The following is a 23,016-nucleotide window of genomic DNA, read 5'->3' on the forward strand; positions in this document are numbered from 1 at the left end:
GGGGTCTCGACAAGCTCGACCAACGGGTGCCTTGGTGTCTCGGCAGGCTCGACCAACGGCTGGCGCCGAGTCGGGTTCTCGACCTGCGGAGGTTGGGCTGCTCGGCGTCGCGACCTTCCAACTGGTCGCCGATGCCGCCGACCTGCACCGCGTCATGGTCGCCCCCGACCAGCGCGGACGGGGCATCGGCGGGGCCCTGGTCGAGGCCGGGATCACCTGGGCGGCCGAACGGCACGGGCTCCGGATGTTGCTCGAAGTCGAACATGACAATGCTGCGGCGCTGGCGCTCTACCGCCGGCTGGGCTTCGTGGAACTTGCCCGCCGCAAGGACTATTACGGGGCCGGCCGGCACGCGCTGGTGATGCAGCGCGAGCTCGTCCGGTTCGATGAGACGGCGGCGATGAACGACGGTGTGGGGAATGGAGAGTTGATCCGATGAGCGGTCCGTTGGTGCTGGGCATCGAATCGTCCTGCGACGAGACCGGGGTCGGCATCGTGCGAGGGCACGAACTGCTGGCCAACGAGGTCGCGTCGTCGGTCGAGCAGCACGTCCGCTACGGGGGAGTGGTGCCCGAGATCGCCTCGCGCGCCCACCTGGAGGCGATGCGTCCCGCTCTGGAGCGCGCGCTGGCCACCGCCGACGTTGACCTGACCGAGCTGGACGGCATCGCCGTCACCGCCGGGCCGGGCCTGATGGGCGCCCTGGTGGTCGGCCTCTCGGCGGCGAAAGCCCTTGCCGTGGCGCTGAAGAAGCCGCTCTATGGACTGAATCACCTGGTCGGTCACGTCGCGGTCGATCTGCTCGACCATGGTCCCCTGCCCGAACCCTGCGCGGCGCTGCTGGTCTCCGGCGGTCATACCTCGCTGCTGCTGGTCCGCGACATCACCGGCGACATCGTCGAGCTCGGCTCGACCATCGACGACGCCGCCGGCGAGGCCTACGACAAGGTGGCCCGGGTGCTCGGCCTGGCCTACCCGGGTGGTCCGGTGATCGACAAGGCGGCCGCCGACGGCGACCCGAAGGCGATCGCCTTCCCGCGCGGCCTGACCGCGCAGAAGGACCTGGTCAAGCACCGGTTCGACTACTCGTTCTCGGGATTGAAGACGTCGGTGTCCCGCTGGGTGGAGACCCGGCAGCGCGACGGCGAGGAGGTCCCGGTGGCTGATGTGGCGGCGTCCTTCCAGGAGGCGGTCTGCGACGTGCTGACCGCCAAGGCGGTCGACGCCTGTGAGCACTTCGGCGTCTCGGACATGCTGATCGGCGGCGGTGTGGCGGCCAACTCCCGGCTGCGCACCCTGCTCGAGCAGCGGACGGCCGAACGCGGCATCGCGCTGCGGCGTCCGCGGCCCGGACTGTGCACCGACAACGGCGCGATGATGGCTGTGCTCGGCTCCGAGGTGATCAGCCGCGGGCTGCGTCCGTCCAGCCTCGACATCGGCGCCAACTCCGGCCTGCCCGTCTCGACAGTGCTGGTCTGAGCCATGCCGTACGCACCGATCATCGGCGTCCTCGGCTACGTGCTGCACCCGGACGGCGAGCGTGCACTGATGGTGTTCCGCAGTCGCGACGGCGACCTGCACCAGGGCAAGTACAACGGCCTGGGCGGCAAGCTGGAGAACGACGAGGACGTCATCGGCTGCCTGCACCGCGAGCTGATGGAGGAGGCCGGCATCACGGTCACCGCCGAACGGCTGCGCGGCACCATCTCGTGGCCCGGCTTCGGCGCCGGTGGCGAGGACTGGTTCGGCTTCATCTTCATCGTGGACGCCTTCACCGGCACCGTCCCCGAGCGCAACGACGACGGCCCGCTGGACTGGCTGCCGATCAACCGGCTGCTCGGCAGGGGAGAACCGCTGCCGATGTGGCCCGGCGACCGGCACTTCCTGCAGCTCGTCTTCGACGACGACCCGCGTCCGTTCCACGGCGTGATGCCCTACGTCGACGGAGTCGCAACCGGCTGGAGCTACCGCCGCTGAGCGACCACCGTCCCCGGCGAGGTGGATCAGCGGCGGACGAGGAGTTCCAACAGCATGCCGGCGATCAGCTCGCGGTATTCCTCGACGGTGGCTCCTTCGACGCGGACCATCCGGTCGTAGACCTCGACGGAGGCGATGACGTCGCTCCACTGGGCCAATACGGCGTCCGGGACGTCATCGCGCAGCCAGCCGCGCTCGCGCCAGAGTTGCAGGATGATCAGGTTCTCGGCCCGGATCTGCACGGCGAGTGCGGTGAACTCCTGGGCGAGCGTCTTGTCGGTGCGTGCGGCCTCGGAGAACGCCAGCCACAACCCGTGGGTGGCGGAGTTGACCTGGACGAGGACCCGGGAGGAGATGTCGGCGGCCTCTTCGGGTGAGGAGGCCTGCAGGAACCGGGCACCGACCGGTGTATCGATCAGCGCCTGGCCGGGCTCTCCGCCGAAGGAGAGCTGATCGATCGCCGCCTGCAACAACCGCAGCTTGGGGCCGTGCGACTGAACCGTCTCGGTCGAGACGCCGGCTTCGCGGGCGATCTGCGGCAGCGACGTTGCGGCGTAGCCGCGGACGGCGAACAACTCGGCGGCCGCCTGGACCACCCGCGCTCGGGTGGCCGCAGCCTGCTGCTCGCGCAGCTCGGACGAATATCGACGCTTTGCCATATTGATTCCTGTATCACAGTAGTGAATACTCGACTCCTGTATTCGACACTACACCACACAGATGGGGGACCCCGATGACTTCGATCATCTTCGCCAGCGTTCCGATCCACGGACACGTCACACCGCTGCTGCCGCTGGCCGCCGAACTCGTCGCCCGGGGCGACCGGGTCCGGTTCCTGACCGGATCGCGCTTCGCCGCCGTGGTTGCCGCGACCGGTGCCGAGCACGTCTCGCTGCCGGATGAGGCCGACTTCGACGATCGCTTCGTCACCGCACAGTTCCCCGAGCGGGAGCAGTTGTCACCCGTCAAGGCGGTCGCACACGATCTCGAGCACATCTTCGTGCGCCCCGGCGCCGCCCAGTACGCGGCGGTGACCGAACTGCTCGCCCAAGAGCCTGCCGATGTGATCGTGACCGACCCGACCTTCGCCGCCGGCGCCCTGCTGGTCGAGTTGCCGGTGGGTGAGCGTCCGCCGGTCATCGTCGGTGGCGTGCTGCCGCTGAACCTGCCGGCGCCCGACCTGGCACCGTTCGGCATGGGGCTGCCGCCGCTGGGCGGCCTGGCCGGACGGATCCGCAACGGCTTCCTGAACGCGCTCACCGCGCGGCTGTTCGCCCCGGTCAACGCCGCCGGCGCCGAGATCGGACGGCGCGCGCTCGGCCGTGAGCCGCGCATTCCCGTCATGCAGTGGCTGCAGCACGCAGACGCGATCGCGCAGCTCAGCGTCCCGTCGTTCGAGTACCCGCGTCCCGACGATGTCGCCGCGCAGCTGCGGTTCCTCGGCCCGGTGTCGGTCTCCGGCGCCGTCCAGCACGCGCTGCCGGAATGGTGGTCGGAACTGGACGGCACCCGCCCGGTCGTCCACGTCACCCAGGGCACCATCGCCAACACCGACCTGGGCGAGCTGATCCGGCCGACCATTGATGCCTTCGCCGATCGCGAACCCCTGGTCGTGGTCGCCACCGGCGGTGCCTCGGCCGACAGCCTGGGTGCGCTGCCGGGCAACGTCCGGGTCGCCGAATTCCTGCCCTATGCGGAGTTGCTGCCACGGACGTCGGTGATGGTCACCAACGGTGGCTATGGCGGCGCTCAGTTCGCGCTGCGGCACGGCGTGCCGCTGGTGGTCGCGCCCGGCAAGGAGGACAAGGTCGAGGTGGCCGCCCGGATCGCCTGGTCGGGTGTCGGCGTCAGGCTGCGCCACCAGCGGCCCACCCCGGAAGAGCTGCGCAAGGCGGTCGGACGCGTGCTCGCCGACCCGTCCTACGCGCAGGCCGCGCAGCGGGTCGGTGCCGAGATCGTGGCCTCGCCGGGTGCCGCGGGCTTCGCCCGAGTGGTCGATGAGGCGATCTGCGCCGTCTCGCCGGTCGAGCCCTGCCCTACCGCGTAGTCGCCCGTCGCACCTCCGTCATCCCGGCGGACGCCGGGATCTCCTCCTCGGGCGAGCTGTCCGGTCGCGAGATCCCGGGTCGAGCCCGGGATGACGGCATCAGTGGGTGCCGAGATGAGAGCCCGGGATGACGAGAGGGAGCCCGGGATGACGGACGCGGTGAAGGGCTCAGCGGCGGTCGAGTTCCGCCCGCATCCCCGCGATCTGATCGGGGGTGACCCGGCAGCAGCCGCCGAGGGCACGGACGCCCGCGTCCGCCCAGGAGCGGGCACTGTCGCCGACTGCCGCACGTCCGGTCCAGTGCCGGGCGCGGGCGTCCCAGTCCTCGCCGCTGTTGGGGTAGAAGATCACCGGACGGCGTCCGCCGACGGCCGTCACCACAGCGGCGGCCTCGCCGGGATCGCAGCAGTTGGCGCCGAGGGCGACCACATTCGGCACCTCGGCCGCGATCGCGAACGCTTCGGACGCCGGTTCGTCGCGCCGGGTGCGGTCGCCGACCGTGGTCAGCGACAGCCAGGCCGGCACCCCCAAGGCGGTGAGCTCGGCGGCCAGCGCCTCGGTCTCGGCCAGTGACGGGATCGTCTCGCAGGCCAGCACGTCGGCCCCGGCCTCGGCCAGGATCTCCAGCCGCGGACGGTGCCAGGCGCGCAACTCGTCCACGCTCAACCCGTAGTCACCGCGATATTCGGAGCCGTCGGCCAGGGTCGCTCCATAGGGGCCGACGGACGCCGCCACCCAGCGCGGGCCGCCGAACGCCTCGGACGCCTCACGCGCCAGCCGGACGCTGCGGCGCAGCGCTTGCCGGGCCTCGGCGGCGGTGTACCCCGCGGCCGCGAAGCCCGACTCGCTCACCTGATAGGACGCCGTCGTCGCCATCTCGGCACCGGCTGCGAAGAAGTCCTCGTGGGTGGCCCGGATCTCGCCCGGATCGGTGAGCAGCAGCCGGGCCGACCACAGCGTGTCGCTCAGATCGTGACCGCGAGCCTCCAGCCGGGTGGCCAGCCCGCCGTCGAGCAACACGGTCCGGTCGGCCAGTGCGGTGGCGAACGATCCCATGTCGTCACCGTAGTGCAGTCCTCACCTGCGCCTCGGCGGTGCGCCGCTCGGCCGGGCGCCCCTCGGAAGGACACCCCGCCGCGCCCCTCGACGGGCGACACAGCTGAAAGGTTCGTGAGAACCCCTCGCCGGGGTGCCACGCTCACGACCACTCGACCGTAGGGATGGGTAGCTTTCCGCGCTCAACGAGGAGTACCCATGCGCCGTGCTGTCAGCTGGCTTGTCGCCGTCCTTGCGCTGGCGGCCTGGTCGCCCTCCACGCCGGCCCGGGCCGAGGACGGGCTCGATCCCGTCACCAGCATTCCGCTGCCGAAGATGTACGGCCCGACGAGTCTGGTCGCGGCCAGCCAGGACGTCGTGGTGCGGGCGGTCTGGACGGCCAGCCGGAAGTACGAGTACGAATACTCGCTCGACAACGGGGCCGGCTGGAAGCCCGCGCCGCAGAGCGTGGCCAGCTTCTCGTTGATCGGCTACCGCGGCCTCTTCTACCGGATGAAACTGGACGACGTCGTCGACGGCGGCGAAGACTGCGACTCCGCGAAAGCCGGCGGCTTCGTGATCTGGGACCCGGTCAAGGGAACGACCCGGACGGTGGACGTCACCCCCGAGCAGGGAGCGGTCGTGATCGAGTGCCCCGGTATTGCCGACGCCGTGGCGAATCGGGTGGTGCTGGCCGACGGACGGGTCCTCGACCTCTCCGGCAGCACCGCACGATCGCTCCCGGTCGTCTTCGGCGAGGGGGCACCCGAGAACACCCGCGCGATCGGAATCTCGGCGGACGGTACGACCGTGCTGGGTCGCGGCTCGGTCTGGGACGCCAAGAAGCAAGCCGAGCGCCAGTTCCTGGCGGTCGCCTCCACCGACGGGACGACGGGACGTCCGGCCATGGAGATCCCCGGCCTGATCGGCTCGGCGGTGGCCGCCGACCGGATGCACTACCTGGTCGGGACGAAGTCCAAGCTGGCGATCTGCCGGGCACCGCTGGCCGACCCGACAAAACCCAGCTGCCTGACCCTGCGCAAGGGCGACAGTCGCAACGTCGACGCGACACTCGACGTGTCCCAGGGCGTCGACGAGGTGATCTACCGGGCCCGCCACACCACGCTGTGGCTGCGCAAGGGCAACACGGTGAAGAAGGTGACCACCACCGCGACGATCCGGGCACTGCTGGGAACCGCTTTCCGTGACCCGTCCCGTCCGCTGGTGTACGGCGAGCACGCCGCGAAGGGCGACGTGTACGGCCGGGTGGCTCCGAACGGGAAGGTCGATTGGTCGATCGTCAGCCGCAAGGTGCCCGCCTACCTGGCCTCCCTCGCCGTCACCCCGAACCGGGTGACCGCCATCGACAGCCGTCCGTTCGTGGACGCCTCGCCCTCGCCGCTGTGGTACCGCACCTTCTCGGGGACGACCGTCGGCGCCGAGATCCGGCTGGCCGGCCCGGTGGACAACAGCTGGCGCGTCTACGCCTCCGGCCGGCGTACCGTCGTCGACTGCTGCACCTCGCTGAAGACCGGGTACTACGACGACGCCAAGCGGGTGTTCGACCAGCGGCAGAAGGCCAACGCGAATGGGTTGAGCGGCCCCTACGTGGCGACCGGCGACTACGTCCGGCGATTCGACGGGGTGACCTATCGCACTGTGCGCAACCCCGCCATCTTCGGCAGCCTGGTGGCTACCATCCCCGACCTGGGCCGGACGATCACGGTGCGCGATCTGGCCAAGCCGTCGTCCACACCGATCACGGTGACGCTGCCGGCGGGCCCGGAGTATTGGAGCACCGATCTGCTGATGTGGGGCGACTGGATCGGCCTCACCTACTTCGGCGGCCCCGACCACGACCAGGTGACCGCGCTGGTTCGGAACTACCGCACCGGCGAATCGCACACGATCTCCGGCCAGGTCAAGGCACTCGGTGACGGCTACGCGCTGATCGCGCGCTACCAGCCCTCGCACACCGAGGACGACGACGTGCGGACGGCGTACGTCTGGAAGTACCGCACCGGCCAGAGCCAGGTGCTTCCGGTGCAGAGCGGCTACGAACTGGCCACCGACGGGGTGGGACAGCTCGCCTGGGCGACCGAAACCACGATCGAGGTGGCGAAGATCCAGGGCGTGGCGACCACCGCGCCCCGGCTGCTCGGCGTCCTCGCGCCCTCCTCGTTCAAGGCCGGGACGACCTGGAAACCGGCCATCGACACCAGCAAGCCGCTCAACGCCGGAACCCTGGAGATCCGCACGTCGAAGGGGAAGCTGGTGCGCAGCGTCGCCACGCAGGCCACCGCGTCGGGTTCACTGCGGAAGGCGACCTGGAACGGCCGCGATGCCAAGGGCAGGAAGGTCGCCGCAGGAACCTACACCTGGACGCTCAGGGCGAGCGCCCGCGACGGCAGCGGCACCGTGACCGACGTGACCGGTCGGGCGGCGGCGACCGGCACGGTGAAGGTCAAGCGGTAGGGAGATCATCGTCGGTTGAGCTTGCCGCGACCGGTACGGGCGGGCTCCTGGGTTTCGCAAGCTCAACCGGCGAGCTGTTCGCCGATCTCGCGGCCGATCTCGGTCAGCATCGTGGCGGTGTCGGTGAAGCAACGGACGGGATCGCGGTCGGCCAGGGCGTACCCGGCGGAGAAGCCCGCTTCCCGCAACTGGTCGGCCGACAGCGTGCAGCGTCCGCTCACCGCGACGACCGGGACGCCGTGCGCGGCGGCCAGCCGTCCCACGCCGACCGGCGTCTTACCGCCCAGGCTCTGGCTGTCGAGGCTGCCCTCGCCGGTGATCACGAGATCGGCGCCGGCCACCTGGCCGTCGAGGCCGACCAGATCCAGCACCACGTCGACGCCGGGTCGCGGCTCGGCGCCCAGCACGGTCATCGCCGCGTAGCCGACCCCGCCGGCTGCTCCCGCGCCCGGCCGGACGGCGCCCTCGCGGGCCACCGGCCCCAGCTCCGCCGCCAGCACCTCGACCAGCCGGCCGAGATTGGCGTCCAGGGTCGCGACGTCGTCGGCATCGGCGCCCTTCTGCGGGCCGAAAACGGCGGCGGCGCCACGCTCGCCGGTCAGCGGGTTGTCCACATCGCAGGCGACGACGAAGCGGGTGCGGGCGAGCCGCGGATCGAGCCCGGACAGGTCGACACGGGCCAACTCGGCCAGCCCACCGCCACCGGGTGGCACCGGCGTGCCGGCCGCGTCCAGGAACCGAGCGCCGAGCGCGGTGAGCAGGCCGGCGCCGCCGTCGGTGCAGGCGCTGCCGCCGATGCCGAGGATCACCGTGGCGCAGCCCGCGTCGAGGGCGGCCCGGATCAGCTCACCGGTGCCTCGGCTGGTGGCGCCGAGCGGGTCGGTGCGCCGGCGTCCGGTGGCGTCGGCGGGAATCAGGGCCAGGCCGCTGGCCACGGAGAGTTCGACCAGGCCGGCCGGCTCGTCGTCCAGGCTGCCCCGGCCGAACGCGGCCGCCAGCGGTGCGCCGAGCGGTCCGGCCACCGTCGTCGTCACCTGTTCCCAGCCGTTCGCCAACGCGGCGGCCAGGGTGCCCTCACCACCGTCGGCGACCGGGCAGCAGCGGAGATCCAGGTCGGCACGCACGGCGGTCAAGCCGGCGGCAAGGGCGGAGGCCACCTCGGCGGCCTCCAGCGTGCCGCGGAATTTGTCGGGCGCGATGACGATGCGCACGCCGGCCGGCGTCACCGCAGCTCGGGGTCGGTCGGCAGTTCGGGTGCCTGCGCCGACGGCGTGAGCGGTGCCTTCGGCTTGCGCGGCATGCCGAGCGCGAAGCCGCACACCACGCCGGCCACCAGGGCCACCGCCGCTCCGCCGACGATGGTGCCGACCGGGTTGCTGAACTCGCGGGTGCGCAGGGCGTCCAGCGCCACGAACTGGCGCCACACCTCCCATCCGGCGACCCACAGCAGCCAGACCGCGCACAGCGCAATGGCCGCGGCTGCGATCAGCAGGATCTTGGCAAGCAGTTTCATAGCCGAATCCTATGCCGACGGACTGACACAGACCCCAGTCGGCTCGACGCGAAAGCTCTGATCCGGTAGAACGCCAGACATGGACGCCACAACTGCCCGTTGGCTGGTCGGACCGGAGGCGGCGGACGAGCTGGCGCGGGTGGCGTCCGAGGCCGACCCGTCGTCGCTGGGCGCGGCCGAGCGGCTGCGTCGCCGGTTGCCGCCCGAGCGAGCGGCGGCCGTCACCGCCCAGGTCGCGCTGCGGCGTCGCGCCCGGACGAAGTTCGGCGAGGGCGCGGACCGGCTGTTCTTCACCCCCGACGGCTTGGAGCAGGCCACCCGGCCCCGGGTGGCCGCCTGGCGGGCCGAACGGCTGCAGTCGACCGGCGTGGCAAAGGTGGTCGATCTGGGGTGCGGCATCGGCGCCGACGCCTTGGCCTGCCTGGACGCCGGCCTGCGAGTGGAGGCCATCGAGGCCGACGAGGTGACCGCGATCCTGGCGGGCGCGAACCTCGGTATCGAGGTGACGATCGGCGACGCGGTCACCCTGCTGCCGCCGCCCGACCCGGCCACCGCAGTGTTCTGCGACCCGGCCCGGCGGACGGCGTCCGGACGCAGCTGGCGGGTCGAGGACCTCAGCCCGCCGTGGTCGTTCGTCGAGGCGCTGCTCGCCGAACGGACCGCCTGCGTGAAGCTCGGACCCGGAGCGCCGCACGCCTTGATCCCGGACGGCGTGCTCGCCACCTGGGTCAGCGACCACGGCGACCTGGTGGAGCTGTCGCTGTGGTCGCGCGAGTCGGAGCCCGGCCGGAGTGCGGTGCTGCTGCCCGGCGGCGTGCTGCTCGACACCCGGCGGGCCGCCCCGCCGCCGGCCGCGATCGTCCGCCCCGAGGCCGGTGCCGTGCTGTACGAGCCCGATCCGGCGGTGATCCGGGCCGGCCTGGTCGACTCCCTGGCCGAGCACCTGGACGCCGGTCGGCTGCGGCCCCAGCTGGCCTACCTGCTCGGTGCCGCCCGCCGTCCGACGCCGTTCGCAACCGCTTTCGAGGTGCTCGAGGTGCTGGACGCCGGCGAGAAGACGCTGCGGGCCTGGGTGCGTCGCGAGGGGATCGGCACGCTGGAGATCAAGAAGCGCGGCGTCGACATCGACCCTGCCGTGCTGCGCCGGCGGCTCAAGCCGAAGGGCTCCCGCTCAGCCACCGTGGTGCTCACCCCGACGCTGGACGGCGTCCGCGCCCTTGTCGTCCGGCGGCTGGGGGGCTCCTGAGCGGTCGCGGTTCCATCGCTGGTCGAGCTCCCTCGGGCGCACCAGGTTTCGACAAGCTCAACCAACGCTTGCCCAGTCGGGTTTCGACAAGCTCAACCAGCGGTGGCCGGTCGAGCGCGGGGAGACCTGAGGAGCCAGAGGGCGATGAGTGCGGCCCAGCCGGCGGCGCCGACCAGATAGAGCCGTTGCGCCACACCGAACCAGCCCAGGGCGTCCCCGGCCAGCACCAGCACGGTCAACCCGACCAGCAGCCCGTACACCGCCGCCGGGCGCCACACCGGACGGCCGTGTCCGGTCGCTCGGGCGACGGCTCCGGTCAGCAGCACGGCCGCCACCGGAAGCACGAAGAAGGCGAGGTTGCCGAGCAGGTTGTGCGCCGCACCCGACGCCGTTGCCTGGCCGGCGGCGTCGATCGGAAAGAACGCCTGAGCGAGTTTCGCGAGGCCGAACAACGCGAGCAGGATCGCGCCGATCCGCGCTGCTGCGCCGGAGACCACGCGCCAGCAGGCCACCGCGAGGCAGAGACCGCCGATGCCGACCGCGGCCGCTGCCAGCGGGGACAGGAAGCCGAGCGTCCCGTGCACGTAGTTGCTGGTGGGGTCCCGCAGCACGTCCACGCCGGGCTGGGTGGCGTGCAGCACCAGGAAGACAGCAAGGTCGAACGCCGCGGCGCCGAGCGCCAGGATGGCGAGCGGCCGGGCCGGTCGGAGGGCGGCAGTGGGCATCGATGACTCCTGTCGCGCTGAGAAGCTGCGACAGAGCCTAGCGGCAGCCGAGCCTGGGCCCCCTCACCCCGCGTTGCGCGGCAGGAACGGCACGTCTTCGTCGGTGCGCGGCCGGACGCCGATCGCCCAGCCATGCGGGGGCACGGTCTCGGTGCACTTCTCGCCGGCCAGCAGCAGCTCGCCCTCGGGCATCGGCCCGACCCGGTCGGAGATGTTCAGCGCGAGCTCGATCACCTCGTCGGGGCCGGCCACCAGCACCACCACCGACTCGTTGGTCAGGTCGCGGGTGGTGACAACGCCGTCCACGATCCACGGATGCCGGCGGCGCAACGCGAGCAGCGTCCGGTACAGCTCGAAGGTGTCGGCGCCGAACGGCAGCAGGCCGTCCGGGGTGGCCGGGAACGGCGGCCGCACCGCGTCGTCGCCGCCGGCCTGATCGAGCTTGATGCCCTCGAACCGCTGCTCGTCGCCGGCATAGATCGACGGCACCCCGGGCAGCATGGTGAGCAGCACCGCCGCATGGCTGATGTGCCGCCGGTCGTCGAGCTGGGACGAGATCCGCGACACGTCGTGGTTGGAGACGAAGATCTGCGGCCGGAAGTGCTCGCAGAAGCGGCGATGCCGTTGCAGCGCCCAGTCCAAGGCCCACAGGTTGGTGGTGTTCATCGACTGCCAGATCGCGTGCCACAGCTCGTACTGGGTCACCGAGTCGAGGCCGGAGGCGAGCACGAAGGTGTCCTTGTCGCCGTGGATCACCTCGCCCAGCAGCCAGCAGTCCGGGTAGGCGGCCTTGACCCGCTCCACGATCGGGCGCCACGCCTCGGCGCCGGGGGCGTAGGCGGCGTCGAGCCGCCAGCCGTCGATGCCGCGACCCAGCCAGTGGCACATGATGTCGACGACGAAGTCCTGCACGGCGGGGTTGGCGAAGTTCAGTTCGACCAGCGGCTGGTGGCCCTCGAAGACCCGCGGGTGGTCGTCCTCCCAGCGCAGCCAGTCGCCGTCCGGGGTGCCGGGGCCGGCCGCCAGGGCGCGCTGCACCAGCGGATGCTCACGGGCCAGGTGGTTGAACACGCCGTCCAGCAGGATGCGGATGCCGCGCTCCTTGGCCTTCCACATCAGCTCGCCGAAGTCGCCGTCGTCACCGAGCCGGGAGTCGATCGCGTAATGGTCGAGGGTGTCGTAGCCGTGCGTGGCGGAGGCGAAGATGGGGTTGAGCAGCATGCCGTTGCAGCCCAGCTCGATCAGGTAGTCGAGCCAGTTGGTCAGCTGACCCAGCCGGTGCCGCACATGGTGGATCGCGGTGTCCTCGGCGTTGACAAAGCCCAACGGGTAGCAGTGCCACCAGATGACGTGTGCCGTCCAGTCCATCCGTCTCCTCGGGGTTTTCCGCTGGGAGTCTATCGAGCCGGCCTCGGTGGCCGCGCGGGTCAGCTCCAGTCGCGGAACACCACGCCGGTGGTGGTGGCGTCGAGCACGGCGAATTCCCGGGCGCCGTAGTCGCGGCGGATGATGCCGCCGCCGGGCGGGTAGGTGGGGTGCAGCAGGTCGGGACGCCGCCCGGCGATGTCGGCGTACACCGCGTCGATGTCGTCGGTCTCGATGGCCAACTCGGGGCGGTCCTTGGCGGCGAACTCGGCGTCCTCGACGAGATAGAGCTTGCAGCCGTCGCGGGCGACGATCACGAAGTCGCCGTCGTCGTGCAGCACCTCGAAGCCGAGTCCGTCGACGAACAGATCGCGGCCGACGGCCAGGTCGGCGTAGAACACCTTCGGGATCAACGTGCGGAACAGCCCGGTCATCGCCGCTCCACCCGACCCCTCGCTTGCTGGACCATCTCGACGACCTCCTGCCAGCCCTTGTCGGTCGGGGCAACTGTAGTCCGGGCCGTGGCCGGTCCGAGCTGCGTCAGGACGCCGACCGCCGGTCCTGCCTTCGCCGCTCAGCGTCAGTCCGTGGATCGGCTGAGGGGAGGATCAGCCGAACCCGGAAACCGGAAGCACTCGGCCCGGTCTCGAGCGTGCCGCCAGCGAGCTGGGCGCGTTCGGCCATGCCGGCCAAGCCATAGCCCGGGATCGAGTCGGTCGGCCGGGCGACGCCACTGCCGGATCCGCCGCCGTCGTCCGCGACGATCAGCACGGCCTCGTCGGTACCCCAGTCCAGGCGCAGCTCGACGGCCGCCCCGGGCGCATGCTTGCGGACGTTGGTGAGTGCCTCCTGGGCGGTGCGATGCAGCGCGATCCGTTGCTCGGGCAGCAGCGGGAAGGGCTCGCCGGTGATCTCGACCTGCACCGGACAACCCGTGGCCAGACGGTGCTCGTCGGCCAGTTGCCGCAGACCCTCCGGTCCCGGCAGTTCGTTGCCGCGCAGCATGGCGACGGCGCGTCGCGCCTCGTCCAGGCCGGTGCGGGAGAGCCGGTGGGCGGCCTCGACCGCCTGCCGCAGTTGCGTCGCCGTGCCGTCCGCGGACGCCAGCAGCCGGGCCGCTTCCAACTGGATGGCCAGCCCGGACAGGGTGTGGGCGAGGATGTCGTGCAGATCGCGGGCCAGCCGGGTCCGCTCGGCCTGCGCGGTGGCGGCCCGCTCCGCCTCACGGCTGCGTTCCAGTTCCGCCATCAGGTCGGCGATCCGCTCCCGTTGGGCGCGTTCGCGCAGCACGAGGCGTCCGACCACGACGAAGAAGGCCACCCCGGCCATGGTCGCGGCCAGCGTCCCGCCGTCACGTCCCTGCGCGATCTCGACCGCGACGTAGCCGAGCGACGTAGCGCCGACCACGGCGAGCCCGGCCCCTGGCGGTCGCTGCAGCGGCGCCATCGCGCCGAGCAGGAAGAGCCCGAGCGGCACCTGGGCCGGGTCGCGCCCGTAGAGCAGCAGCACCGCCAGCCCCGCGACCACCAGCGACCCGAGACCCACGGCGAGCGGCAGTTCGCGCGCCAGGAAGATTCCCGCTGCGACGGCGAACGCCACCACGGCACAGACCAGCACCGGATCGCGCCCGTTCTCCGGATCGGCCAACGCGGCGGCCGCGACGACGGCCACCATGGCCAAGCCGAGAACGCGCAGCGGCGACATGACGCAACTGTGGCACGACCATGGTGGTTGAGCGCCTCAACCCGGGGGTGGAGGTCGGGTCCGGCAGCCTCGGAGTCCGGGGCGACGTGCCGTCGCCCGCGCTGTGCCACAGTGAGTGCCGTGACCGATGTTCGGGTACTCGTGGTCGACGACCAGACGGTGGTGCGCGAGGGCCTGGTCACCCTGCTCGGACTGCTCAGCGGCATCCGGGTGGTGGGTGCGGCGGCCGACGGCGACACCGCACTGGCCGAGATCGCGCGGCTCGACCCGGACGTCGTGCTGCTCGACCTGCACATGCCGGGGCGCAGCGGCATCGAGGTGGCCGAAGAACTGACCCGGCAGGGCTGCCGGACCCGGATCGTCGTGCTCACCACGTATTCCGACGATGACTGGGTGTTCGCCGCATTGCGGGCCGGGGCCCGCGGCTTCCTCACCAAGGACGCCTCCGGCGAGGAGATCGCCGCCGCCATCCACACCGTGAGGGAAGGTCAGGCCCAGCTCGACCCGAGCGTCCAGCGGCGGCTGCTGGAGGCGCTCGACCGGGTTCCACCGCCGGCTCCGGCAGGGGTCGCAGGGCCGGACGGGCTCACCCCACGCGAGACCGAGGTGCTGCGGCTGGTGGCCGCCGGCCACTCCAACGACGAGATCGCCGAACTGCTCCACGTGTCCCGGGCAACGGTGAAGACCCACCTCAACCACCTGCTCGCCAAGACCGCCTCGCGAGACCGGGCGCAGCTGGTGCGCTACGCCTACCGGACGGGCCTCGCCCTACCCTGAGCGCGGGCCTGCGAGCGGCATCCACCCTCGGGTTGACCGCCGATTTCCACCCCGGCGGCGACGCGCCCGGCTCATCGCCACCGGCAACCTGAGGTGCATGACCACCCTGGACCGCTACCGCGCCCGGCTCGCCCACGGCGACAACCTGGAGCGCACCAGCTTCTTCAGCGACGCCGTCTTCGCCATCGCGATGACCCTGCTGGTCATCGAGTTGCACCTGCCCGAGAGCATCGACGCCGGGTTCGATGCAGCGCTGCTCACCCTGGTGCCGGGCTATCTGACGTTCGTGCTGAGCTTCGTCGTGGTGGGCATGATCTGGATGTCCCACCACCGCAAGTTCAGCGCCATCGTCCGCTACGACCAGGGACTGCTCCGGCTGAATCTGCTGATGCTGCTGTTCGTGGCCTCGCTGCCGCTGCCCACCGCGATTCTCGGCACCCACGGCGATCAGGTCGGGGCGGTCGTGGTGTATGCGCTCACCATCGCGGCGATCGGCTTCCTGCTCACCGGCATCTGGCTGTACGCGTGGCATCGCGGCTTGCTCGCGGACGGCGTCGACGAGGCGCTGTTCCGCATGGTGCTGGTGCAGTCCTTTCCGATCCCCGGGTTCTTCCTGCTGTCGGTTCCGGTCGCGCTGCTGGCCGGGCCCAATGCCGCGCAACTCAGTTGGCTGCTGGCGATTCCGGCGTCCGCGTTGCTTCCGCGGATCTACGGACGGCGGACCGAGGCGTGGGCGGCATGAGCCGGCGTCCGCTCACCGTCTTCGTCCTCTCCACCATCGCCACCGGTACGGCCGACTGGTGGCCCGGTTCACGACAGTGCTGGCCGGCTGACAGCATGGAGCCATGCAGCGTTCCGCCTCGGCTCACCTGACCGCCAACGTCGATTCCGCGGCCGAGGTGGTGCTCGCCGTCGCAGTCGCCGACGGGCCGCGCCGTACCGAGCGCCTGGGCGTCACCCTGGACGGCGCTCCGGTGGCCGTGCACGAGGTGGCGGCACCGCACGGCGGACGCCTGCACCTGCTCGCCGGCCTGCAGCCGGGGACTCTGCGCATCGACTACGAGGTCGAGGTGGACGGCCTCGCCGAGATCGAGCCGCACTCACCGTGGCATCGGATCGAATACGCCCGTCCCAGCCGTTACTGCGACTCGGACAAGTTGATGCCGGTGGCGCAGGCGGAGTTCGCCGGGCTGTCCGGCAAGGCGTTGCTGGACGCCGTGTCGAGCTGGGTCGGTTCCCAGTTGAGCTACGTGTCCGGGGCGTCCAAGCCGACCGATGGAGCGATCGACACCTATCTGTCCCGGCAAGGGGTGTGTCGCGACTACGCGCATCTGGTGATCGCGCTGTTGCGCGGCCTCAACGTGCCCGCCCGGCTGGCGTCGGTCTACGCGCCCGGGCTGGATCCGATGGACTTCCACGCCGTCGCCGAGGCCTACCTGGACGGCGCCTGGTGGGTGGTGGACGCCACGACGCTGGCCCCGCGGCCCAGCCTGCTGCGGATCGCCACCGGACGCGACGCCGCCGATACCGCGTTCCTGACCACGTTGTCCGGCTCGTTGAGCCTGCAGACGATGACGGTCACCGCCACCGTCGACGACCTCCCCGCCGACGATCTGACCCTGCTGACCGCGCTGCGATGACCCTGCTCTACGACGCCGACTGCGGCTTCTGCACCGCCAGTGCCGGCTGGCTCGGACGCCGCAGCCTGCGGACGGCGATCAGCCCGCTGCACCGCGCCGACCTGGCCGCGCTGGGCGTGGACGCCGACCGCGCGCGGCGCGAGATCCCGTTCGTCGAGGCTGGTGAGTCCGGAACCCGGGTGAGCTACGGGCACATTGCGATCGGACGCGCCCTGAGTACCGGCGGACCGGGCTGGCGGCTGGCCGGATGGCTACTGCTGCACCCGCCCGTCTCCTGGCTGGCACGCCCCGCTTACGCCCTGGTGGCCCGCAACCGGCACCGGCTGCCCGGTTCGACCGCCGCCTGCCGGATCGATCTCGGCTGAGGTTGGCTCACGGTGTCGGCTTGCCGCCGGTCACGCCCAGCGTCTCGCCGCTGACGTAGCTCGATTCGCCGGACGCCAGGAACACGTAGGCGGGCGCGAGTTCGGCCGGCTGGCCGGCACGTCCCAGTGGGGTGTCCTGGCCGAACTGGGTCAGCTTCTCCATCGGCTGTCCGTAGGAGGGCTGCAGCGGCGTCCAGATCGGGCCGGGCGCGACCGCGTTGACCCGGATGCCCCTCGGCGCCAACTGTTGTGCCAGCCCCTTGCTGAAGTTGTTGATGGCCGCCTTGGTGGTCGCGTAGTCGATCAGTGTGGGGGAGGGCTGGTAGGCCTGGATCGAGGTGGTGTTGATGATCGTCGAACCGGGCGGCATCTGGGCGACCGCTGCCTTGGTGATCCAGAACATGGCGTAGACGTTGGTGGTCAGGGTCTCGTCGAACTGCTCGTCGGAGATGTCCAGAATGCTGTCCTGGCTGACCTGCTTGCCGCCGTTGTTCACCAGGATGTCCAGGCCGCCGAACGCCTCCACCGTCCGTTCGACCAGCGAGCGGCAGTAGGCGGCGTCCTTGAGGTCACCGGGCAGCGCCAGCGCCTTACGTCCGGCCTGCTCGATCAGCGCGATGATGCGCTCGGCGTCCGGCTCCTCGTCGGGCAGGTAGCTGATCGCGACGTCGGCGCCCTCGCGGGCGAAGGCGATCGCGGTGGCGGCGCCGATGCCCGAGTCGCCGCCGGTGATCAGGGCGCGACGTCCGGTGAGGCGTCCGGCGCCGCGGTAGCTGTCCTCGCCGTGATCGGCCCGCGGCTTCAGGTCCCGGTCGAGTCCGGGCTCGGGCTGCCGTTGTTCGGGTGGCGCGATCGAGTCGTAGCGGGTGACCGGGTTCTCGAAGCTGTACTGGTCGTTGGTCATGCGGAAACACCTTTCGTCACCGATGTCGTTGAGGGTGTCTGGGGTACCTACCCGCTGGACGGCGGCCGAAACTGTTGCGTGGCGGCGGGCGGGTCTTTGCGGAAGACCACCGAAACTTGTTGCCTGGCGACAGGCCCCCTGCAGAGGGACTCCCAGGGAACGGCACTAGGCTTGTCGCCCATGACCGCCGAGCTTGAGGATGACGTGCCCACCGACCACGACGAGGTGCTGGCCGAACCGACCTTCGACGCTCAGCGCTACCCGGCGCGGCCGGCCAAGCTGCGGCCCGCCGCCCGGCGGCGCAAGGACATGCTGCAGGCGATGGGCCCGCCGCCGTTCGAGCCGGACGGCCGCAACAAGGCCTACGTGGAGTGGCTGGTCAACCAGTCGATGCTGGGCGACTCGATCGCGATGGCCCGTCAACTCGCCGGCCTGCACACCATGTGGAGCAACCCCTACGCCGCGCCCGACCCGCGAGCGGCGGTCGACAAGACGGCGGTCTGGTTCACCGCCTATCCGCTGTCGCTGGTCACCGCTCCCGGGCAGTCGTTCCTGGGTGCGATCGGCGATGAGGAACTGTGGCGCACCTTCCAGCAGATCGGTATCGAGGGCGTCCACACCGGGCCGGTGAAACTGGCCGGCGGCATCACCGGGTGGAAGCTGACCCCGAGCGTCGACGGCCACTTCGACCGGATCAGCATGGCGATCGACCCGCTGTTCGGCACCGCGGACGAGTTCCGTGCGATGTGCGAGGTGGCGTCCCGGCACGGCGGCACGGTGATCGACGACATCGTCCCGGGCCACACCGGCAAGGGGGCCGACTTCCGGCTGGCCGAGCTGAATTACCGCGACTACCCGGGCATCTACCACATGGTCGACATCCCCGAGGAGGCCTGGCACCTGCTGCCCGACGTCCCGCCCGGCAAGGACTCGGTCAACCTGGACGCCTCCCACGAGCGGGCGCTGGCCGAAGCCGGCTACATCATCGGCGAACTGCAGCGGGTGATCTTCTACGAGCCGGGCGTGAAGGAGACCAACTGGTCGGTCACCCCGCCGATCTACGACCACGAGGGCGCGCTGCGCCGCTGGGTGTACCTGCACTACTTCAAGGACGGCCAGCCCTCGATCAACTGGCTCGACCCGACCTTCGCCGGCATGCGGCTGGTGATGGGCGACGCCCTGCACTCGCTGCTCGACCTGGGTTCCGGCGGGCTGCGGCTGGACGCCAACGGCTTCCTGGGCGTGGAGAAGAACATCGCCGGACCGGCCTGGTCGGAGGGGCACCCCTTGTCGCAGGCCGCGAACCAGCTGATCGGTTCGATGGTCCGCAAGGTGGGCGGCTTCACCTTCCAGGAGCTGAACCTGGGCGTCGACGACATCGCCGAGACGGCGGCGGTGGGTCCGGACCTGTCCTACGACTTCATCACCCGCCCCGCCTACCATCTGGCCCTGGCCACGGGGGACACCGAGTTCCTGCGGCTCACCCTGCGCGAGGCGATCGCGGCCGGCATCGACCAGGCGTCCCTGGTGCATGCGATGCAGAACCACGACGAACTGACCTACGAGCTCGTCCATTTCGCCGGACGCCACGCCGCCGACCACTACACGCTGGGCGGGGTCGACTACACCGGCGCCGACCTGGCCGAGCACATCCGCGAGACCCTGCGGCAGCGGATCACCGGCCCGGCCGCCCCCTACAACGCGCTGTTCACCCAGAACGGCATCGCCTCGACCACGGCCTCGGTGATCACCGCCAGCCTCGGCATCACCGATCTGGACTCGATCACGCCCGAACAGGCCGACCAGGTCAAGGACGCCCATCTGCTGCTGTGCATGTACAACGCCTGGCAGCCGGGGGTGTTCGCGCTGTCCGGCTGGGATCTGGTCGGGGCGCTGCCGCTGCCCCGCGAGGAGGTCTCCGGGCTGATCTCCACCGGTGACACCCGGTGGATCGAACGCGGTGCCTACGACCTGATGGGGGTGGCCACCGACGGTGCCACCTCGGGCATGCCGGCGGCGCGGACCCTGTACGGTCCGCTGCCGCAGCAGTTGGCCGACCCGCGTTCGTTCGCGTCCCGGCTCGCCCCGATCCTGCAGGTCCGCAAGCAGCACGGCCTGTCCACCGGCACCCTGCGCGACGTGCCCGAGGTGCCGGTTCCCCAGATGCTGATCCTGGTCAACCGGCTGTACATCGGTGCGGCCCAGATCACCGTGCTCAACTTCGGTCCGGAGCCGATCGAGGGACGCGTCCAGTCCGACGAGATCCCGGCCGGGCGGGTCTTCGACCTGACCACCCGGCGCAAGATCGCCGACGTGGACGGGCTGGGCGGTTTCACCGTCAGCCTGCCGGCGTTCGGCGGCGTCGCCACCCTGGTCAAAGAAGACTGAACCGGCCAGGTCAGCCCAGGAAGCCCTCCCTAACTATCTCTGCCCTCCCACATGCGGGAGGGCAGAGATAGTTAGGGAGGGCTTTGTCGGCCGGGAATCAGCCGGCCAGGATGACCGCCTTCTGGGCCTCGAACTCGGCATCGGTGAGCACCCCGGCGGTGCGTAACTCGCCGAGCTGGGTGAGCAGGGCGATCTTGCGCTGCATGGGATCCTCTGCCGGCGCAGCGGGCGGGGCCGGGGCGGCGACGGGTTGCTGCGCCGTGGGCGGAGACGGCGGCACCTGGGCTACCGGCTGCGGTGCCGCCTGGGTGACCGGCTGAGCGGCTGCTGCTGCGGCCTGGTCCTTGGCGGCCCAGCGCTCTGCCTGACGGCGTTGCACCCGTCCGTGCACCGAGCTTGCGACGGCCACCTTCGCGGCGGTCTTGAAAAGCCCCATGGTTCCTCCTCAGTCTTCCGCGCCGACGGCGTCGTCGAGTTCGTCGTGATCGAGCAGACCATCCAGCAGCATCCGCGCGCCGGCAGTCTCGAAACTGTGCACAACGTGCAACATGCTCAAATGCTCGACGAGCAGCACCGCGGCGGTCTCACCAGCGGCCAGATCGCTCGTCACGGCGTCCAGGTCGGCGACGTCCAGCAGTTCGCTGCTCGCGCCGTCGAAGTCTGCCGGTGCGCCGACCGACGACGCCGGAATCCGCTCGATGCCGGTGTCGGTGCGCCGGACGAACTCCACGTCGAGGACGCGCAACTGGTGGGCGTCCACGGCGCTCAGCAGGGCATCCCAGGCGGCGGTCGCCGGATGGTCGGGCAGTGCGATGGCGATGGCTTCAACGGGACCCAGATGGGCGTCGAGCCACTCGGGCGAGGCGGTCATGCCGCCACCCTAGATGGGTCCCGTCCGGCCCGCCCGCGCGGGGACGCGAATTCCCCCAGAACAAGGGGTGCGGGGGCGAGTCCGGGGGCACCGCTTCGAGTACCCGCCGCTTGGGTAGGCTCCGGGCATGATGCCCCACCGGGCCGTGCTTCGATGATCCCGCTGCCGTACCCCGGCAACGATCTCGTGCACGGGTTCTGGGTCGGCCTCGGAGTGGTGGCCGGCCTGGTCTGGTACGCGCTGGAGAAGCGACGGCTGCGCCTGCACGACGATCGGCTCTGGGTGCTGGCCGGTATGGCGGTCGCTTTCGGTGCGCTCGGGGCTCGGCTGCTGACCTGGCCGGCGGCGCTCGACCCCTCTCGGACGTCGTCCCTGCTGGAGTGGTGGACGTTGGGCAACCGCAGCATCCTGGCCGGTCTGATCGGAGCCTGGATCGGGGTCTGGCTCGGCAAGCGGCTGACCGGCTACCGCGAGGACACCGGAGAACTGTTCGCCCCCGCTGTCGCGCTGGCGATGATGATCGGCCGGGTGGGCTGCCTGCTCACCGAGAATCCCGGCACACCGACCGGCGGCGGCTGGGGCATGGTGATGACCGCCGAGCAGGCCGAGCGACTCGGCGGCGTCCCGGGAGTGGGGCTGAACCCGTCGTTCCTGTACGAGATCGCCTTCCACGCGGTCGCACTGACCCTGCTGCTGCGTTGGCGCGGACGGCTGGCGCCCGGTGCGCTGTTCCGGCTCTACGTCGCCGGCTACGCCCTGTTCCGGTTCGCGGTCGAGTTCGTCCGGGGAAACGAAGAGGTCTGGTTCGGACTGACCCGGCCCCAGTGGTTCCTGCTGGCAGTGTCACCGTTGTTGATCCGCTCGGTGCTGCGGGCGCTGCGAGCCCCGGCGCCGATCCATCCGGAAACACGCTCGCGCTGGGCGTCCGGATGAGTCACCATGACTCAATGAGTGGACCGGATTTCCAGCCGCCGGGTTCGTCCGGTGTCCCGCCGGGCAGGCAGCCGCCCTCCGGGCAGGGGCCGCCGCCATCGCAACCTCCGCCGGGGCAGGGGCCGCCGCCCGGATGGCAGGGTCCCCCGGGCGGGATGCCGCCGGGCGGACCGCCACCGGCCGGCCCGCCCCATGGGACGCCGTGGCAGCCGCCGGGCGGACCCCCTCCGGGACGCTCAGGTGGTTCGCTGGTGCTCGGCATCGTCGTCGGACTGGTCGTGCTCTTCGGCGGCGGTTGGCTGTTCTTCGCGCTGGCCGAGTACATGCGGGGCGAGGCCGCCAACTTCGTCGGGCTGGCACTTCCGCTGCTCTACCTGGGTGGTTCGATCGCGCTGGCCGTGCGAGACGACACCCGCCGCTTCGGCTCGGGACTGCTGCTCGCCATCGGTGCTGCGCTGATCATCCTCGCCGGGGTCTGCTTCGGCCTGCTCTTCATGCTGGCCGGCCACGGCTGACCAGCCTCCGGTCGGCGGCTCCCGCCGGCCGGCCTTCGTGGTGTCGGCCCCGGCCGTTACCATCAGGTGATCCAGCGGACGGCCTGGCGGCCTCCGCCCCGCCGACCCGAGCGGAGTGGCCGGGTCCGTCCCGTGAGGGGGAGCGATGGCTCCACGCGCCGCCGTCCTCGGCCCCGGTCAGCCGCTGCGCGGCGACCGGATCCACCGCTATGTGACCGCCTTCTGCCCCGAGTGCCATGAGTCGAATCCGCCGCTGGCGCAGGTGCGTCGACTGTCCGGGCAGCTGCTCGAGCGTGACGACCGCATCTGGCTGCAGCGGGCCTGCCCCGATCACGGCATCGTCACCACCCTCTATGACGAGGACCCGCAGATCCTGCGCTACCTGGAGAAGTGGCAGGCTCCGACCAAGCGGCACGATCCGGACGACCCGACGAACTTCCGCCAGGTGCCCGAGGCCTACGCCTACGGCCTGCCGCCGGCACAGACCCAGCACACCTGCATCCTGCTGGCCGACGTCATCGAGCACTGCAACCTGC

25 protein-coding genes are annotated in these 23,016 nt (G+C 71.0%); 14 read left to right on the plus strand and 11 right to left on the minus strand.

Translation table 11 applies throughout. The features are described 5' to 3' along the window. The first annotated feature begins 34 nt into the window (after positions 1-34). Genes Q0066_RS16760 through Q0066_RS16770 form a run of 3 tightly spaced genes read left to right on the plus strand, consistent with a single transcriptional unit; the run spans position 35 to position 1,977 of the window. Positions 35-439 (plus strand): GNAT family N-acetyltransferase, encoded by a 405-nt coding sequence (locus Q0066_RS16760; protein WP_298135061.1) that lies wholly within the window; start codon positions 35-37, stop codon positions 437-439. Then, complete coding sequence (tsaD, locus tag Q0066_RS16765) at positions 436-1,479, plus strand: tRNA (adenosine(37)-N6)-threonylcarbamoyltransferase complex transferase subunit TsaD (RefSeq protein ID WP_298135063.1); 1,044 nt, start codon at positions 436-438, stop codon at positions 1,477-1,479. Before Q0066_RS16760 ends, tsaD begins: the two co-directional genes overlap by 4 nt. A gap of 3 nt (positions 1,480-1,482) precedes the next feature. Beyond that, positions 1,483-1,977: an 8-oxo-dGTP diphosphatase gene (locus Q0066_RS16770; RefSeq protein WP_298135065.1), complete on the plus strand. Its 495-nt coding sequence runs from the start codon at positions 1,483-1,485 to the stop codon at positions 1,975-1,977. A 26-nt stretch (positions 1,978-2,003) separates the two neighbouring features. Here Q0066_RS16770 and Q0066_RS16775 read toward each other — a convergent pair whose 3' ends face one another. After that, positions 2,004-2,636 carry a TetR/AcrR family transcriptional regulator gene (locus tag Q0066_RS16775; RefSeq protein WP_298135067.1) on the minus strand — a complete coding sequence of 211 codons (633 nt, stop codon included), beginning with the start codon at positions 2,634-2,636 and terminating at the stop codon, positions 2,004-2,006. A 74-nt stretch (positions 2,637-2,710) separates the two neighbouring features. On the opposite strand from Q0066_RS16775, the gene Q0066_RS16780 reads away from it, so the two are divergent. Then, positions 2,711-4,024 carry a glycosyltransferase gene (locus Q0066_RS16780; RefSeq protein ID WP_298135069.1) on the plus strand — a complete coding sequence of 438 codons (1,314 nt, stop codon included), beginning with the start codon at positions 2,711-2,713 and terminating at the stop codon, positions 4,022-4,024. A 168-nt stretch (positions 4,025-4,192) separates the two neighbouring features. Here the strand turns inward: Q0066_RS16780 and mmuM are convergent, their stop codons facing one another. Further along, the gene (mmuM, locus tag Q0066_RS16785; protein WP_298135071.1) at positions 4,193-5,080 is read right to left on the minus strand and encodes a homocysteine S-methyltransferase; all 888 of its coding nucleotides are present in this window, start codon (positions 5,078-5,080) and stop codon (positions 4,193-4,195) included. Between the two features lie 198 nt (positions 5,081-5,278). Between mmuM and Q0066_RS16790 the strand changes: the two genes are divergently transcribed. Beyond that, positions 5,279-7,534: a FlgD immunoglobulin-like domain containing protein gene (locus tag Q0066_RS16790; protein WP_298135073.1), complete on the plus strand. Its 2,256-nt coding sequence runs from the start codon at positions 5,279-5,281 to the stop codon at positions 7,532-7,534. Between the two features lie 62 nt (positions 7,535-7,596). Here the strand turns inward: Q0066_RS16790 and Q0066_RS16795 are convergent, their stop codons facing one another. Further along, entirely contained in the window at positions 7,597-8,745 is a 1,149-nt protein-coding gene (locus tag Q0066_RS16795) for a glycerate kinase (protein ID WP_298135076.1), read from the minus strand. 11 nt (positions 8,746-8,756) lie between these two features. Beyond that, complete coding sequence (locus Q0066_RS16800; RefSeq protein WP_298135078.1) at positions 8,757-9,047, minus strand: hypothetical protein; 291 nt, start codon at positions 9,045-9,047, stop codon at positions 8,757-8,759. A 79-nt stretch (positions 9,048-9,126) separates the two neighbouring features. Between Q0066_RS16800 and Q0066_RS16805 the strand changes: the two genes are divergently transcribed. Further along, positions 9,127-10,293 (plus strand): class I SAM-dependent methyltransferase, encoded by a 1,167-nt coding sequence (locus Q0066_RS16805; RefSeq protein WP_298135080.1) that lies wholly within the window; start codon positions 9,127-9,129, stop codon positions 10,291-10,293. Positions 10,294-10,385: 92 nt separating this feature from the next. Here the strand turns inward: Q0066_RS16805 and Q0066_RS16810 are convergent, their stop codons facing one another. From Q0066_RS16810 to Q0066_RS16825, 4 genes are all read right to left on the minus strand, one after another. Beyond that, positions 10,386-11,018, minus strand: a complete 633-nt coding sequence (locus Q0066_RS16810; protein ID WP_298135082.1) for a DUF998 domain-containing protein — start codon at positions 11,016-11,018, stop codon at positions 10,386-10,388. 63 nt (positions 11,019-11,081) lie between these two features. Beyond that, on the minus strand, positions 11,082-12,386 hold the full coding sequence (locus tag Q0066_RS16815) for an alpha-amylase family glycosyl hydrolase (protein WP_298135084.1): 1,305 nt from the start codon (positions 12,384-12,386) through the stop codon (positions 11,082-11,084). A 59-nt stretch (positions 12,387-12,445) separates the two neighbouring features. Further along, positions 12,446-12,817, minus strand: a complete 372-nt coding sequence (locus Q0066_RS16820; RefSeq protein WP_298135087.1) for a hypothetical protein — start codon at positions 12,815-12,817, stop codon at positions 12,446-12,448. Positions 12,818-12,923: 106 nt separating this feature from the next. Further along, on the minus strand, positions 12,924-14,087 hold the full coding sequence (locus Q0066_RS16825) for a histidine kinase (RefSeq protein ID WP_298135088.1): 1,164 nt from the start codon (positions 14,085-14,087) through the stop codon (positions 12,924-12,926). 120 nt (positions 14,088-14,207) lie between these two features. Between Q0066_RS16825 and Q0066_RS16830 the strand changes: the two genes are divergently transcribed. The 4 genes from Q0066_RS16830 to Q0066_RS16845 all read left to right on the plus strand — a co-directional run bounded on the left by Q0066_RS16830 (position 14,208) and on the right by Q0066_RS16845 (position 16,869). Further along, positions 14,208-14,864 carry a response regulator transcription factor gene (locus Q0066_RS16830; protein WP_298135090.1) on the plus strand — a complete coding sequence of 219 codons (657 nt, stop codon included), beginning with the start codon at positions 14,208-14,210 and terminating at the stop codon, positions 14,862-14,864. A 97-nt stretch (positions 14,865-14,961) separates the two neighbouring features. Then, positions 14,962-15,606 carry a TMEM175 family protein gene (locus Q0066_RS16835; protein ID WP_298135091.1) on the plus strand — a complete coding sequence of 215 codons (645 nt, stop codon included), beginning with the start codon at positions 14,962-14,964 and terminating at the stop codon, positions 15,604-15,606. Between the two features lie 103 nt (positions 15,607-15,709). Next, a complete protein-coding gene (locus Q0066_RS16840; protein WP_298135093.1) occupies positions 15,710-16,504 on the plus strand; it encodes a transglutaminase family protein in 795 nt (264 codons plus the stop codon). Further along, entirely contained in the window at positions 16,501-16,869 is a 369-nt protein-coding gene (locus tag Q0066_RS16845; RefSeq protein ID WP_298135094.1) for a thiol-disulfide oxidoreductase DCC family protein, read from the plus strand. The genes Q0066_RS16840 and Q0066_RS16845 overlap by 4 nt, the downstream gene beginning before the upstream one ends. Before the next feature lie 7 nt (positions 16,870-16,876). Here the strand turns inward: Q0066_RS16845 and Q0066_RS16850 are convergent, their stop codons facing one another. Further along, complete coding sequence (locus Q0066_RS16850) at positions 16,877-17,773, minus strand: glucose 1-dehydrogenase (protein ID WP_298135096.1); 897 nt, start codon at positions 17,771-17,773, stop codon at positions 16,877-16,879. A gap of 180 nt (positions 17,774-17,953) precedes the next feature. On the opposite strand from Q0066_RS16850, the gene treS reads away from it, so the two are divergent. Beyond that, entirely contained in the window at positions 17,954-20,161 is a 2,208-nt protein-coding gene (gene treS, locus Q0066_RS16855; RefSeq protein WP_298135097.1) for a maltose alpha-D-glucosyltransferase, read from the plus strand. 97 nt (positions 20,162-20,258) lie between these two features. Here treS and Q0066_RS16860 read toward each other — a convergent pair whose 3' ends face one another. Together Q0066_RS16860 and Q0066_RS16865 are read right to left on the minus strand one after the other, a co-directional pair. Continuing rightward, positions 20,259-20,597 carry an SHOCT domain-containing protein gene (locus Q0066_RS16860; RefSeq protein ID WP_298135098.1) on the minus strand — a complete coding sequence of 113 codons (339 nt, stop codon included), beginning with the start codon at positions 20,595-20,597 and terminating at the stop codon, positions 20,259-20,261. Between the two features lie 9 nt (positions 20,598-20,606). Further along, the gene (locus tag Q0066_RS16865; RefSeq protein ID WP_298135100.1) at positions 20,607-21,032 is read right to left on the minus strand and encodes a hypothetical protein; all 426 of its coding nucleotides are present in this window, start codon (positions 21,030-21,032) and stop codon (positions 20,607-20,609) included. A 153-nt stretch (positions 21,033-21,185) separates the two neighbouring features. Between Q0066_RS16865 and Q0066_RS16870 the strand changes: the two genes are divergently transcribed. The 3 genes from Q0066_RS16870 to Q0066_RS16880 all read left to right on the plus strand — a co-directional run. Beyond that, complete coding sequence (locus Q0066_RS16870; RefSeq protein ID WP_298135102.1) at positions 21,186-21,965, plus strand: prolipoprotein diacylglyceryl transferase family protein; 780 nt, start codon at positions 21,186-21,188, stop codon at positions 21,963-21,965. Positions 21,966-22,216: 251 nt separating this feature from the next. After that, the gene (locus tag Q0066_RS16875) at positions 22,217-22,480 is read left to right on the plus strand and encodes a hypothetical protein (protein ID WP_298135104.1); all 264 of its coding nucleotides are present in this window, start codon (positions 22,217-22,219) and stop codon (positions 22,478-22,480) included. 145 nt (positions 22,481-22,625) lie between these two features. Further along, on the plus strand, positions 22,626-23,016 hold a 391-nt coding region (locus tag Q0066_RS16880; protein ID WP_298135106.1), incomplete at its 3' end, for a hypothetical protein.

This window comes from Micropruina sp., assembly GCF_027492755.1.
Lineage (GTDB): Bacteria > Actinomycetota > Actinomycetes > Propionibacteriales > Propionibacteriaceae > Micropruina.